This is a genomic window from Amycolatopsis sp. NPDC059021, assembly GCF_042739895.1.
Taxonomy (GTDB): Bacteria; Actinomycetota; Actinomycetes; order Mycobacteriales; family Pseudonocardiaceae; genus Amycolatopsis.
Genome location: NZ_JBHYIQ010000028.1, coordinates 566 through 14,652 on the forward strand (window position 1 = coordinate 566; position 14,087 = coordinate 14,652).

The 14,087-nt window shown below is 68.8% G+C and carries 12 protein-coding genes; 5 read left to right on the top strand and 7 right to left on the bottom strand.

All coding sequences use genetic code 11. The features are described 5' to 3' along the window. Positions 1-60 precede the first annotated feature (60 nt). Positions 61-1,707 (bottom strand): DNA repair helicase XPB, encoded by a 1,647-nt coding sequence (locus ACFWX1_RS18500; protein WP_378388771.1) that lies wholly within the window; start codon positions 1,705-1,707, stop codon positions 61-63. An 81-nt stretch (positions 1,708-1,788) separates the two neighbouring features. Here ACFWX1_RS18500 and ACFWX1_RS18505 point away from each other — a divergent pair, with 81 nt between their 5' ends. After that, positions 1,789-2,412 (top strand): hypothetical protein, encoded by a 624-nt coding sequence (locus tag ACFWX1_RS18505; protein WP_378388773.1) that lies wholly within the window; start codon positions 1,789-1,791, stop codon positions 2,410-2,412. On the opposite strand, the gene ACFWX1_RS18510 is transcribed toward ACFWX1_RS18505, so the two are convergent. Continuing rightward, complete coding sequence (locus tag ACFWX1_RS18510; RefSeq protein ID WP_378388775.1) at positions 2,409-3,368, bottom strand: ABC transporter substrate-binding protein; 960 nt, start codon at positions 3,366-3,368, stop codon at positions 2,409-2,411. The two genes, ACFWX1_RS18505 and ACFWX1_RS18510, sit on opposite strands and share 4 nt — an antisense overlap. Positions 3,369-3,563: 195 nt before the next feature. On the opposite strand from ACFWX1_RS18510, the gene ACFWX1_RS18515 reads away from it, so the two are divergent. Continuing rightward, positions 3,564-6,356 carry a nitrate- and nitrite sensing domain-containing protein gene (locus ACFWX1_RS18515; protein ID WP_378388777.1) on the top strand — a complete coding sequence of 931 codons (2,793 nt, stop codon included), beginning with the start codon at positions 3,564-3,566 and terminating at the stop codon, positions 6,354-6,356. 15 nt (positions 6,357-6,371) lie between these two features. Next, positions 6,372-7,046 carry a copper homeostasis protein CutC gene (locus ACFWX1_RS18520; RefSeq protein ID WP_378388779.1) on the top strand — a complete coding sequence of 225 codons (675 nt, stop codon included), beginning with the start codon at positions 6,372-6,374 and terminating at the stop codon, positions 7,044-7,046. 7 nt (positions 7,047-7,053) lie between these two features. On the opposite strand, the gene ACFWX1_RS18525 is transcribed toward ACFWX1_RS18520, so the two are convergent. Further along, complete coding sequence (locus ACFWX1_RS18525; protein WP_378388781.1) at positions 7,054-7,803, bottom strand: IclR family transcriptional regulator; 750 nt, start codon at positions 7,801-7,803, stop codon at positions 7,054-7,056. 86 nt (positions 7,804-7,889) lie between these two features. On the opposite strand from ACFWX1_RS18525, the gene ACFWX1_RS18530 reads away from it, so the two are divergent. Both ACFWX1_RS18530 and ACFWX1_RS18535 read left to right on the top strand, forming a co-directional pair. Further along, complete coding sequence (locus ACFWX1_RS18530; RefSeq protein ID WP_378388783.1) at positions 7,890-9,212, top strand: MFS transporter; 1,323 nt, start codon at positions 7,890-7,892, stop codon at positions 9,210-9,212. Positions 9,213-9,225: 13 nt separating this feature from the next. Further along, on the top strand, positions 9,226-10,629 hold the full coding sequence (locus tag ACFWX1_RS18535; protein WP_378388785.1) for an acyl-CoA synthetase: 1,404 nt from the start codon (positions 9,226-9,228) through the stop codon (positions 10,627-10,629). On the opposite strand, the gene ACFWX1_RS18540 is transcribed toward ACFWX1_RS18535, so the two are convergent. From ACFWX1_RS18540 to ACFWX1_RS18555, 4 genes are read right to left on the bottom strand one after another with little or no spacing between them, the layout of a single operon-like run. Further along, positions 10,630-11,376, bottom strand: a complete 747-nt coding sequence (locus tag ACFWX1_RS18540) for an ESX secretion-associated protein EspG (protein ID WP_378388933.1) — start codon at positions 11,374-11,376, stop codon at positions 10,630-10,632. It abuts the gene before it with no gap. After that, positions 11,376-12,635 carry a hypothetical protein gene (locus tag ACFWX1_RS18545; RefSeq protein WP_378388787.1) on the bottom strand — a complete coding sequence of 420 codons (1,260 nt, stop codon included), beginning with the start codon at positions 12,633-12,635 and terminating at the stop codon, positions 11,376-11,378. The genes ACFWX1_RS18540 and ACFWX1_RS18545 overlap by 1 nt, the downstream gene beginning before the upstream one ends. 7 nt (positions 12,636-12,642) lie before the next feature. Then, entirely contained in the window at positions 12,643-13,263 is a 621-nt protein-coding gene (locus tag ACFWX1_RS18550; RefSeq protein WP_378388789.1) for a DUF3558 domain-containing protein, read from the bottom strand. Further along, entirely contained in the window at positions 13,260-13,763 is a 504-nt protein-coding gene (locus tag ACFWX1_RS18555; protein ID WP_378388791.1) for a hypothetical protein, read from the bottom strand. Before ACFWX1_RS18555 ends, ACFWX1_RS18550 begins: the two co-directional genes overlap by 4 nt. Positions 13,764-14,087: the final 324 nt, after the last annotated feature.

The following is a 14,087-nucleotide window of genomic DNA, read 5'->3' on the forward strand; positions in this document are numbered from 1 at the left end:
CCTTCACAGCGCTCAACGCTGTGAAGGAGGCCTTCACGGAACGACGAAGAACGAGAACCGCTACAGCGGCCGGAGCAGATCGTCCGCGTCCACGATCCGATACGCGTACCCCTGCTCCGCCAGGAAACGCTGCCGATGCGCCGCGTACTCCGTATCGACGGTGTCCCGCGCGACCACGGAATAGAAATGCGCCTGCCGTCCGTCGCCCTTGGGACGCAGCAACCGGCCCAGCCGCTGCGCTTCCTCCTGGCGCGATCCGAAGGTCCCCGAGATCTGGATCGCCACCGACGCCTCGGGCAGGTCGATCGAGAAGTTCGCGACCTTCGACACCACCAGAGTACGCAGCTCCCCGCGGCGGAAGGCGTCGAAAAGCTCCTCGCGCTCGCGGTTCTTCGTGGCGCCCTGGATCACCGGCGCGTCGAGTTCGTCGCCCAGCATCTCCAGCTGGTCCAGGTACGCCCCGATCACCAGTGTCGGCTCGCCGGCATGACGGTCCACAATGGACTTGATCACCGGCGTCTTCGTACCGGCCGTGGCGGCGAGCTTGTAGCGTTCCTCGGTTTCCGCGGTGGCGTAAGCCAAACGCTCGGCGTCCGTGAGCGTCACGCGCACCTCGGTGCATTCGGCGGGCGCGATCCAGCCCTGCGCCTCGATGTCGCGCCATGGGACGTCGTACCGCTTCGGCCCGATCAACGAGAAGACGTCACCCTCGCGACCGTCCTCGCGCACCAGTGTCGCCGTCAGCCCCAGCCGTCGCCGCGACTGCAGGTCCGCCGTCATCCGGAACACCGGCGCGGGCAGCAGGTGCACCTCGTCGTAGACCACGAGGCCCCAGTCCCGCGAATCGAACAGCTCCAGGTGCTTGTACTCGCCCTTGGTCTTGCGCGTGATCACCTGGTACGTCGCGATCGTGACCGGCCGGATCTCCTTCTTCTCCCCGGAGTACTCGCCGATCTCGTCCTCGGTCAGCGACGTCCGCGCGACCAGCTCCCGTTTCCACTGCCGTCCGGCGACCGTGTTGGTCACCAGGATCAGCGTCGTCGCCTGCGCCTTCGCCATCGCGGCCGCGCCGACCAGCGTCTTCCCCGCGCCACACGGCAGCACGACGACACCGGAGCCGCCCGCCCAGAACGCCTCCGCCGCCCGGCGCTGGTAGTCACGCAGTTCCCAGCCGGTTTCGTCGAGCGCGATCGGATGCGCCTCGCCGTCGACGTAGCCCGCGACGTCTTCGGCGGGCCAGCCGACCTTGAGCAGCATCTGCTTGAGCCGTCCGCGTTCGGACGGGTGCACGACGACGGTGTCCTGGTCGATCCGCGCGCCCAGCATCGGGCTGATCTTCTTGTTCCGCGCGACTTCCTCGAGCACCGCGCGGTCGGTGGTCGTCATCACCAGCCCGTGCGCGGGGTGGTTGGCGATCTGCAGCCGCCCGAAGCGGCCCATCGTGTCGACGATGTCGATGAGCAGCGGCTGGGGCACCGGGAAGCGCGAATACGTCGTCAGCGCGTCGACGACCTGTTCGGCGTCGTGGCCCGCCGCGCGGGCGTTCCACAGCGCGAGCGGCGTGATCCGGTAGGTGTGCACGTGTTCGGGCGCCCGTTCGAGCTCGGCGAAGGGCGCGATGGCGATCCGCGCGTCGTCGGCCATCGCGTGGTCGACTTCGAGCAGCACGGTCTTGTCGGACTGGACGATCAATGGGCCATCAGTCACACCACCCTTTATACGTTCCATGAGCCGCGCTCCCGCCAGTGGCCCGCTGGTGGGAGGATGAGCGCACAGGGAGGGAGACCGTTGACGACACCGACGCCCGACGACAATCCGTTCCAGCCACCGGAGTACCCGGCCGTGCCTGGAACCGCGCCCATGGCGGCCCAGGTGCCCCGGGCGACCAGCACGCGGACGAAGGTCCTGATCGGCGTGGGCCTTGTCGTCGCGCTCGGCATCGGGTCGGGTGCCGCGTTCGGCGTCGCGGCGCTGGCCAGGCTGTCCTCGTCGCCGGTCGCGGGCAGCTGCGTCTACCTGACCGACGAGTCCCGCGGGCAGCAGGCCTATCATGGTGTCGCCTGCTCGGAGCAGCGCGCGACGTACAAGGTCGACAACGTCGTCAACGGGGCGTCCACCTGCCGCGGCGGGGACTACCTGCGGTTCCAGATCTACGGCGCGTCCCGGAGCAAGAGCGCTTCGAAGACGTTGTGCCTGGCGCTCAACGTGTCCTCCGGCGAATGCCTGAGCGAACTCGACGACGACGTGCACATCAGCAAGGTCAGCTGCACCGACCCGGCCGCGAAGGCCCGCGCGACCGTGCATTTCGGCTCCGGCACCGAGAGCAGTTGCGACGCCGAGGAAGACGCCCTCGTCTACGCGGGCCCGCCCGCCCGCACCGTCTGCCTGCGCCCAGCGGGCCAGAACATCTAGCCGTCTTGGCGAGGCAACAACGCCTGGACGTCCAGGCGGTTCGCGAGCGCGCCCGAGTTGTGCAGCAGATCGGCGACGCGCTGCAGCCGGATGCCGTTGAGCGCCACCGGATAGCTGCCGAGCGAGATGAGCGCGGCCGTGGTCGGGTCGATGGTGGAAAACCGCGGCAGTGCTTCGCGGACGTGGGCGGGATCGGACGCGTCGGCCTGCGCCTGGCCGAGTACCTTGCGGAACGTCGCGAGCGTACGAGGGTTCGTCTGCGCGAAGATTCCCGAGGACGCGTACGCCGACATCGGGAACGCGAGGGTCGCGCCGCGGTCGCCGTCGGCGAGGATGTGCGCGCCGAGTTCCTTCTCCGCGCGGGTGATGTAGGGCTCCACCATCCAGGCCGCGTCGACGTTGCCGGCCTGCAAGGCCTGCGGCATCTGGTCGAACGGGATCTGCTTGAGCTGCACCTTGGCGACGTCGGCGCCCGCGGTGCCCAGCACCGATTTCGCGATCAGGGCACCGACGTCGTCGAGCATGTTCACCGCGATCTTCGGCGACTTCTTCGCGGTCGGCACGGTGTAGTCGGAATCGGGCAGCGTGACCAGTGCCATCGTGGTGGGACCGGAGGTATAGGCCTCGCCCTGCAATTGCAGCGAAGCGCCACCGGCGGCGGCGCGGAACACCGAGACGTCACTGGCGAACGCGACGTCGAGCTCGCCGGAGGACAGCTTCGGCAACGCGTCGTCCGCGCCGACGTCGACGAGTTCGACGTGCAGCCCGGCCTGACCGAACTTCCCGTCCGCGACGGCGATCCGCAGCGGCGCGGTGTCGATCGCGCTGCCGACGCCGACCCGCAGCGTGGTCCGTTCCAGCGGTGCCGGGCTGTTCGTGCCGGTGGAGCCGAACACGCCGCAGCCGGCCGTCGCCAGTACCGCCACCAGCGAAAGAGCCATTCTGCGCATGATCATCCACTCTCACCTACCGAGAGAATCTGCCCGGAGTGCTGGAGCTTAGGGTCTGTCACCCATACGATCGCGGACGGGGCCGTAGCCCACCAGAGCGGCTTTCGGACTTTCTCGGAACGATCTACTGTCCAGTAAGTTCGAGCAGTCGTCTCTCGATGTCGGCCACGGGTGAGGTCCCGTGGTGGAAAAGGAAGCCAGGTGACCCGTCGCGACCAGCGTCCCCGCAAGGGCGGCGACGCGGCGGATCCGCATGCCCAGGTGGCGCAGGCCGGGGGCGGCTGGCGACTGCGGAACTGGCGGCTGCCCACCAAACTGCTCGTCCTCCTGTTCCTGCCAGGAGTGGCGGTGGTCACACTCGTCGGCCTGCGTATCAACAGTGATCTTCGTGACGCCACCCAGCTCGCCGAGTTCGCCACGCGGGGCGGCGTCGACAACACCGTCGCCGACGTCGTGCAGCAGTTGCAACGGGAACGCGATCTGACGGTCCGTTACGTCGCGTCCAACCGGCCGGGGAACACGGCCGATCTCGCCGCCCAGCGGCAGCGCGTCGATCAGGCGATCGGGACCTTCGAACGGACGCTGGCCGACAGCAAGCCCCGGCTCAGCCGCTCGGCCGCGGGCAGCCTGCAGGAGATGTCCGACCGGCTTCGCGTGCTCGGCGGCATCCGGTACTCGGCCGAACACTCCGCGTATCCGGCGGACGCCGTGCTGCGCTCGTACAGCGGAGTCGTCTCCGGGCTCCTCGACATCAGCGACGCGGCCGCCGCGGACGTCTCCGATCCCGAACTCGGCAAGCTGCGGCTCGCCGGCAACGCGCTGGCGCGGATCAAGGACCAGATGTCGGTCAAGCGGGCGGTCATGGCCGAAGCGCTCGCGGCGGGCAACCTCGACCGCGAACGCACCCGCGCGTTGCTGGGCGCCGAGGCGGAACTCGCCGCCGCGCGCTCCGACTACCGCACGTTCGCGACGCCGGAGCAACAGCGGATGTACGACGACACCGTGATCGGCCTGGTCGTCGACATCGGCAACAACATGGTCGAATCGGTCATCACCCGCGCCGCGAACGGTCAGGGGCTGGGCGGGCTCGACCCGGACCAGTGGGACGCCTCGGCCACGCACACGGTCAACCTGGCGTTCCGGGTGCAGCAGTCGCTGCTGGTCCAGTTGCAGCAGCGCACCGACGCGCTCGCCGCGCAGGCCAGGACGGCGGCGATCTGGGACGGCGGCATCGTGCTCGGCGTCCTGATCGTCGCCGGGGTGCTTTCGGTGGTCATCGCGCGTTCGCTGTTGCGGCCACTGCGGATCCTGCGCCGCACCGCGCTGGAGGTCGCCGAACACCGGCTGCCCGCGGCGGTCCAAGGACTGCTCACCGATCCCGAACCCGCGCCGGAGAACCTGCGGCACCGGCTGGCGGTGGCGCCGGTGCCGGTGTTCACCCGCGAGGAGGTCGGCCAGGTGGCGCGGGCGTTCGACGCCGTGCACGGCGAGGCCGTCCGGCTCGCGGGGGAGCAGGCGCTGCTGCGCGAGAACGTCAACGCGATGTTCGTGAACCTGTCGCAGCGCAGCCAGGACCTCGTCGAACGGCAACTGTCCGTTTTGGACAGGATGGAAGCGCGCGAGGAGGACCCGACCACGCTCGCCGGGCTCTTCGAGCTCGACCACCTCGCCACCCGGATGCGGCGCAACAGCGAGAACCTGCTGGTCCTGTCGGGCACCGACTTCCTGCGGGACGACGCCGGCCCGGTGGTCGGCGACGAGATCATCGGCGCCGCGCTGTCCGAAGTGGAGGACTACCGTCGCGTCGAACTCGGCGCGGCGCCCCAGCTCGCGGTGCGCGGCGAGGCCGTCAACGACCTCGTGCACGTGGTGTCCGAGCTGCTGGAGAACGCGACCCGCTACTCCGGGCAGAACACCACGGTGACCGTGTCGAGCACGCGGACCGCTGCCGGCGACTGGCGGATCGAGATCACCGACCGCGGTGCCGGGATGCCGCAGGCGGAGATCGACCGGACCAACGCCCGGCTCGCCGAACCGCCGGACGTCGACGTCGAGGTGTCGCGCCGGATGGGGCTGTTCGTCGTCGCGACCCTGGCCGCGCGCCACCACATCGACGTGTCGCTGCGAGCGGGTGAGGACAAGGGAATCGTCGCGGTGGTGGTCGTGCCCGCCGCGCTGATCGTCGAGGCACCGCCGCTGCCGGAACCGCCGCCACCGGTCATCGAGCCGCCCGCCGAACCCGTGCCCGAGCTGCTGGCGCCGTTGGCTCCGCTGACCCCGCCGGAACCCGAGGCGCCGCAAGAGGCCGAAGAGGAGGAGGTGCCGTTCGGCCAGGCGCCCGAGCCGGGGCCGCCCCGCCGCGCGCCAGTGGTCGAGACCACGCCGGAGTGGCCGTCCGCCGACGAGGAATCGCCGCTGGATCACGACGTCCCGACCGAACGGATGCCCGCCTACCGCGACGTCCTCTCGAAGTGGTTCGACGCCGCGAGCGCGCCGGAGAAGCCGCCGCGGGCGGCGGAACCGATGCCGGTCGCCGAACCTGTGCCCGCCGCCGAGCCACCGCGGCCGGAAACGCCGGAACCCCGGCACGCGCTGACGTCCGCGGAACCCGCCGCCGAGCCGTCGCCGGGGCCCGCCGAACTGTCGCCCGCGTCGGCCGAGGTCTCGATCGACGAGCCCACTGAGCCGCAGTTTCCGCCGTACGACCCGGAAACACCGCCGCCCGCGCCGGAGCCCGGACCCGCTCCCGATGCGGAACCCGCCGCCGGGCACGAATGGCCGACGCCCGCCGAACTCGAGCAGGAGGACGGCGCGGAGGACACCTGGCCGATCCTGCCCACGGCCGAGTCCGGGCAAACCCCGGAGAAACCGCTGCCACAGAAGCCGATACTCTCGCTTTCCCCAGAAGCGGTGCGCGAGCGGATGTCGAGCCTTCAAGGCGGATTCCGGCGAGGGCGCCACGCGCGAGGGGACGACACTCCTCCTACGGCTTAGACGAACGGACGACCCATGAGCTCGGAAACCGGCCTGCTGGAAGTGATCGCGCTCGACGCGAACGACGCGGAGCGTGCGCAGGCGGGCGGGGCGGACCGCCTCGAACTGGTGACGGAGATGGCGCAGGACGGCCTCACGCCGTCGGTGACGACGGTCCGTGACGTTCTCGGGGCCACCGACCTTCCCGTACGGGTCATGTTGCGCGACAACGGTTCCTTCGCCGCCATCGATCTCGACGGTTTGCGTGCCGACGCCGTCCGGCTCGTCGAGGCCGGCGCGCGCGAGTTCGTCTTCGGCTTCCTGAACTCGGACAGCGAGATCGACGTCGAGGCCTGCCGGGTCCTGGCGAAGGAGCTGGACGGTCTGCCGTGGACGTTCCACCGCGCGATCGACAGCTCGCGCGATCCGTTGCGTGCCTACGAGTGGCTCGCCGATCTCGGCTGCGACACCGTGCTCACCGCCGGACACCCGAACGGCGTGAGCTTCGGTCTTTCCGTGCTCCAGCAGCTCACCCGCCGCGAAGGCCCCGCGTTGCTCGTCGGCGGCGGCCTCCGGACGCAGCACGTCCATTTGCTGCGAGCCGGTGGGGTGCGCGGCTTCCATGTCGGCAGCGCGGTGCGTCCCGGCGGCTGGACGTCCGAAGTGGACACTGACCGCGTGCGCGAATGGGCCGAGCTGGTCAAGGGCTGAGGACGCCTCAGAAGGACAGGAACCGCTCGATCTCCGCTTTGGCGGCGATGGCCTTCTCGCCATACGTCGCGTAGAGATCGGGCGTCAGCCTCGTCGTGGGGCCGGAAATGCTGAAACAACCGCAGGTCTCGCCGTCCGCCGTCCTGAGCGCGACGGCGACCGCGGCGATGCCCTCGTGGAGTTCTTCGTTGGTGACGGCGTAGCCGCGCTGCCGGATCTCCGCGACTTCCCGGCGGATGGCGCCGGGGTCGGTGACGGTGTGGTCGTTGACCTGACGAAGTTCGCTGTGCAGGAAGGATTCGACGGCGGCGTCATCGAGTGAAGCCAGGTACGCCTTGCCGTTCGAGGCCGCGTGCAGGGGCAGACGCGTACCCAGCTGGAGAAACGCGCGGAGCTGATGCGGGCTGTCCAGCCGCTCGATCAGCACCATCTCGTTGTCGTCGGGGACGGTCAGGTGGATGGTCTCCCGGGTGTCCTCCTGCAGCCGGCTGAGGACGGGCAGTGCGATCTCGCGCAGCCGGGGCCCCGAGCTGACCGCGCTGCCGATGCTGAACGCCTTCCCGGTGATCACCCACCGGCCGTCGCCGCTGGGCGCGGGCCGGACCCAGCCCGCCTCGGCGAGTGTCTTGAGGCATCGCTGCACCGTGCTCTTGGGGACTTCGAGCCGTCGCGCGAGTTCGCTCAATCCCGCGGGCTGAGCCGCGGCGACCGCCTCGAATACCCGTAACGCCGTGAGCACGCTGTTCAACTCGGACACCCCTTGACCTTCGGTGAGCTGGTTCATACGCTACCGGTCCACATAGTAGTGCATCGGTCCGCAATGTGGACCACAGTGAGGTGGTCATGACGACGATCAAGGAATCCGCCGACGACAGCCCCGGCGGACGCCCGGCCGATCCGGGCCCGCCCGCCCGGATGAATCGCGCCCAGCGCAACGCTTTCTGGGGATCCTTCGGCGGCTGGGCGATGGACGGCTTCACGCTCGCGATGTTCGGCCTGGTGCTCGCGCCCACGCTGACCGAGCTGCTGCCCCCGTCCGGCATCACCCCGGACGTCGCGAACATCGGTTTCTACGGCCAGCTCAGCGGCGCGCTGTTCCTGGCGGGCTGGGGCTGTTCCTTCATCTGGGGCCCGATCGCGGACCGCTTCGGACGGCGGCCGGCGATGATCGGCAGCATCCTGCTCTTCTCGGTGTTCACCGCGCTGGCCGGGTTCTCCACGAACGTCTGGGCGTGGATGGCGTTCCGGTTCCTGTGCGCGGTCGGGATCGGTGGCGAATGGGCGATGGCCGCGACGCTGGTGGCCGAGGCCGTGCCCGAGCGGCTCCGCGTCAAGCTCGGCGGGGTGCTGCATTCGGCCAACTACGTCGGCCAGTTGCTGACGGCCGTGATCTACCTGGCGTTCGGGCAGCAGCTCGGCTGGCGTGGCCTGTTCCTGCTCGGCATCGTGCCCGCGCTGCTCGTCCTGTTCATCCGGCGGAACACGAAGGAGCCGGAAAAGTGGGCGGCACAAGCCGAAACGGCCCGGCGCACGTCCTTGCTCGCTCCGCTGCGGAACATCATGAGCAGCGGATACCGGCGGCGGACCATCGGCAATCTGCTGCTGCTCGGGGCCTGTGTGATCGGCCTGTGGGCCACGGCCACCTATGTGCCGACAGCGGTGACCGCGCTCGCCAAGGAGACCGGCGTGAGCAACGGGTCTCAGCTGGCGAGCCTCGCGGCCGCGATCTCGGCGATCTTCACGGTCATCGGCTGCATCGGCACGCCGTGGCTCGCCGACAAACTCGGCCGCCGGGGCGCGCTCGCGTTGTTCTTCGTGCTGATGGTGGCCGGCATCATCGGCACCTACGGAATCGCCTACCCGCTGGGAAATCTGCCGCTGCTCTTCGTGTTCCTGCCGATTCTCGGACTCGGCGGGGCGAACTTCGCGGTCTTCACCGTATGGTTGCCCGAGCAGTACCCGACGTTGTTCCGTGCCACCGCGTTCGCCTTCACCACCACGATCTCCCGCTGGTTCGCCGCGGTCGGCACGTTCGTGCTCGGCGTCGCGATCCGTCAGCTGGGGTCGCTCGCCGTGCCGCTGGCGTCCACCGCCGTCGTGTTCGTCGCCGGCCTTTTCCTGCTCCTGCTGGTCCCCGAGACCCGCAACAAACCGCTGCCCGAGTGAGGACGGAAATTCCGTGAAGGACCACAACCAGTCGCCCCTGTTGACCGCGTTGTCGGCGGACGCTCCCGTCGACGGCGCGTTCGTCAGGGTCGGCGACGCTTCGATGTCGCTCGGCGAACTGCGTGCCGCCGCGGCCGCGGTCGCGGACCGGATCGCCGGTGCCGACCGGGTCGCCGTCAACGCGACCGCGAGCCTCGAGACGATCGTCGCCGTCGTGGGCTGCCTGACCGCCGGCGTAACCGCCGTCCCGGTCCCGCCGGACTCGGGACCGGCCGAACGACGCCACGTCCTGACCGACTCCGGCGTGCGGCTCTGGCTGGGCGACGCTCCGGAGGACGTCGGACTTCTGGTCGTGCCGATCGACGTCTCCGCGCGGTCCGCGACGAGTTATCCGGAACCTGACGCCGAAAGCGCGGCGCTGATCGTCTACACGTCGGGTACGACGGGCGCTCCGAAGGGCGTCGTGCTCTCGCGCGCGGCCATCGCCGCGTGCCTGGACGCGCTGAGCGAAATGTGGGCTTGGACCGCCGAAGACACCTTGGTGCACGGTCTGCCGCTGTTCCACGTCCACGGGCTGGTGCTGGGCGTCCTCGGCGCGCTGCGCGTCGGCTCGCCGCTCAGGCACACCGTGCGGCCGAAGCCCGCGGCGTACGCGGAAGCGCGAGGCTCGCTGTACTTCGGTGTCCCGACCGTGTGGTCCCGCGTGTGCGCGGAGCCGTCCGCCGCGCGTGCGCTGGGTTCCGCGCGATTGCTCGTGTCGGGGAGCGCGCCGCTCCCTCTTCCCGTTTTCGAGAAGCTGTCGGGGCTCACCGGGGCCGCGCCGATCGAGCGTTACGGGATGAGCGAAACGCTGATCACCCTCAGCACGCGGTACGACGGTGAGCGGCGGCCGGGCTGGGTCGGCTCGCCGTTGTCCACTGTCCAAACGCGACTGCGCGACGACCGGGGTGCCCCTGTCCCGCACGACGGTGAGAGCCTCGGACAGCTTCAGGTGACGGGTCCGACGCTCTTCGACGGATATCTGGGACTACCGGCCAAAACCGCGGAGTCGTTCACCGAGGACGGCTGGTTCCGCACCGGCGACATCGCCGTCGTCGATGCCGGCGGGTTCCACCGGATCGTGGGCCGGGAATCGGTCGACCTGATCAAATCGGGCGGCTACCGCATCGGCGCGGGGGAAGTGGAACAGGCGCTGCTGGCCCACCCCGGTGTGCGCGAAGCAGCGGTGGTCGGCGTTCCCGACGACGACCTCGGGCAGCGCATCGTCGCGTACGTCGTCGGTGACGTGGGTGATGGTGCCGCTGTTTCGGATTTCGTCGCGGGAACGCTGTCCGTCCACAAGCGACCGCGTGAAGTGCGAGTGCTGGAAGCCTTGCCGCGCAATGCGATGGGGAAGGTGCAGAAGAACCTGCTCTGATCAGTCCATGCTGTTTCTGAGCGCGTCGAGTGCGGCGACGACGTCCATGGTGGTCGCCGGGGCCAGCGTCAGGCGTTCGTCGCCGTACTCGGGGGAAGTGGTGAACAGCCAGCGGCCCTGCTCGGTGTCGTACACGCGCAGCGGTTCACTGATCGTGTGGTGGCCGTCGGGTCTTCGGGCCTCCACGTACAGTTCGGCGATCATCGACGGCTCCAGCTCCGCGAATCGTTGCGCGCGGCGGACTTCCGCTCGCGGCAGCGCCGCGGTGTCGTGAGCGGCCTCGCGGTACTCGGACGCCAGCACGCTGATCGGCGCCCTTCCCGCCCGGCCGGCGCCGGCGGGAAGGATGCTCGCGAGCGCGACCGCGAGCCGCTCCTCGTCGAAGGTACGCACGAAGATGTCGTCACCCTCGCCCACCGCGACCAGCGAAAACCAGCGTGACCCCGCGACGAGCACCCGCAGGCGCGTGCTGCTGACCAGGTCACTGAACCAGCCGAACCGGGCCTCGGGTGGCCGGGTGAGCAACTCGGCGACGTCGGTGAACGCCGGCTCATTGCCGTTGACCGGTTCACCAGCGTACTGAGCCGCTAAGTCCTCCAGTGCCCGCTTCGCCCTGGCCCGCTCGACGTCGTCGAGCCAGACCGCCTGTGGCGCGAGAACCGTGTGCAGGTCTCCGCCTGTCGCCTCGGTCACCAAGGCCGCGAGCTGATCGGCCGCGAAACGTTCCGGATCCGCGAACCAGACCATCACTGACCGAGGACCGGCGGAGTCGGTGGCAGGCCGGTGCGGGGATCGACCGCCTTTTCGCCTTCGTGGTCCGTGAGCTGGAAGGCGACGTCGTCCTCGACGACATACTTGCGCTGGTGTTCCTTGTCCCCGTCGTCTTTGCCCTTACCGCCCTGCACAACTCCGGGAGCCATGCCTGTGCTGCCACGCGCGTTGGGCGCCGCGCCCCGCATACCCGGCTCGGCCGCGCCGCCACGCATCGCTCCGACGCCCTTGCCTTCGCCGAGCGCCTTGCCCATGCCGGAACCCGGGCCACCACCCGTGCTCCTGCCCGCTCCCGCGCCTCGGCCGACCTCACCGCCCATGCCGCCGCGTCGCCCGAACCCGGTCTCAGGCGTGCCCGGCGTGCCCGGCGTTCCCGGCCCGAATGGCTGGGGGCCCACGTAGTTCGCTCCTCCGCCGGACGTGTTCGCGGCTGCGGGAGGCTGAACGGGCAAGCCACCAGGCGCCGACTTCGGCGGCTGGTAGCTGCCCGGCGTGGTGCCCTCGCCGGCCCCGCTTCCGGGCTGCCGGCCTGCTTCCCGCCGATTGTCCACTGTGGACCGAGTCGGTGTGACCGGCTGGTTCCGGTGCTGCGTGTTCTGGCTCTGGGTAGGGCGTCCGCCAATGGTGTCGGTCTTCTCGGATGTCTGTCGGCTCTTGCCGCGGGTACGATCGGTACCGTCGAAACCGCGGACCGGCGTAATGGTGCTCTGTGTCCCCTTGTCCTCGGACACACTGAACACGCCGGGATCGATTTTTCCGTAGTCCGTCGGCATCGAACCGCCGTTGTGGCTCGACGTCTGCGTCCACTGGTTCATGACCTGGACGTTGTGGGCAGCCGCGTCATTCGCCTGCTGCGTCTGGAACAGGATGCCCGCCTGCTTGCCCCAGCCCGCCTCGTCGAACGTGGCGGGATCCTGCGGTACGTCGGGAACCGGCTTGACGGTGTTCTTGGTGCGGTGAAAGCTCGAAATCTGGTTGTCCAGCAGTCCATCCGCGGTCTGCATTTTCATGGCGGCCTGATCGTGTGCGACGACCAGTGGCCCGGCTCCGCGCGCCGCCGCGCCTGCCGCGTCACCCTGCCAGTACTCTTCCAGCCGGGCTGCGGATTGCTGAAATTCCTGGCCAAGCGTCTCGTAGACCCGGAAAGCGGTCTTGAGTTGCTCCTTCGCCGCCTCGAGCCCAGAGGTTCCGGGGGCGCTGGCGAAATTTTCGTAGATCTCTTGACCAGTCATCATGCCTACCTCATGCCCCCTTTTTTATGGTGTCCAGTACGGCAGCGGCAGCGTTCTTGGCGGCGAGACAAGAGTCATCGCCGGCGCGTGATCGGACAGCTGTGCTGAAGAACAGCGAATCCGAGATTGCGACCGAAAGAATACAATCTCCTTGTGTTCGATGGTCGGCTATCTCATTGTAGGCCGCAGGATAGTCACTGACGGTCGTCGGTGTGAAGTAGCCGTTTTTCCACCAGCCCGTGCTGTCGAGTGCGTAAAGATTGCTCAAGCCATTAGTGACCTTGACGGCATAAGTCACTCCGACGCTTGTGGCGCCATCCGGCTTGAGTTGCCAACGACAGTTCGGATCCCCGTTGATGTCGGTTCGCTCTCCGGGTTCGAGGACCCGGAATTCTCCTTGCTGCGCCTGGGTGAGGCTCGCGCAGGGATCGGCTATGTACTTTGCCGCATCCAACGGCCGGGTGACCTTCGGAGCCCGCTTACCGGCCGGCGCACCGGCGGTCGAGTCCGTCCTGCTGCTCGGCGAAGCCGGTGGGCCTGCCTGCCCGGGAACCTCGGTGCTGCAGGACGAAACAACAGCTGCTGCGGAGACGGCGATGACGAGGTAGGCGCGCGGACGGTTGCTGCTCATCGGCCAGGGAACTCCTGGAAAAGTGGGTTCACCTTCGCTCCTCCGTCGTGGGCCTGGCTGAAGATCCCGCCGACATCCTGGTCGCGCTGTTGGTAAGTCCCGTTGGCCTTGCGCATCGAATCGATCAGCCGCTGAGCGTAGGCCGCCATCGCCTTGTTCTGTTCAGCGGCCGCCAGCAGTGAGCTTCGAGTGGCCATGGCCTGAGCGTTCGCGGGATCGTCGGCGGAGGGCGGTGTCACCCTCCGCGCGGCGTCGCTGAGGACGTCCCAGCACTTGGCGCTTTGCTTGCGGAGCCCTTCGAAGACGCGGATCTGGGCCGCGAGGCCTTCGGGGTCGATCTTGTAGCCCGCGCCGCCGCTGGTGCTGGTCGCTACCGGGCTGGCCTGGGAGCGGGCGCCGGGCACGTTCGCGCGGAGATTCTCGTCGGCGACCGCGTCCTTGTGGTTGCTCCGATAGTCACCCTGGGCCTGCTCCGATCGGGGGACTGGCGTGAAGCTCATCGGTTCCTCCCCTGTACCGCTTCGCTTCCGACGAACGACCCTAGGACATCATTTCCGCGACCGGGAGGTTACCGTGCGAATTTATCATGCCATGGGAACGATCATTCAAGTTCGAGGCCCGTTTGTGTGCACTATCGGATAATTGTTGAGATCGAGCATCGTCCCGCACGCTCTCGGCCAGGAGCTGTTGTGACGTCGAGGATCCCACTGTCATCGTCCGGAAGCATGGCAGCCAGGGTAACTGTGTACCGTCGTAAACACCGCGGGGAAATCGAGCGATTTCTCGGTCAGGTGAGGTAGGTCTTGGCAGCGGTTCCGGTGGAG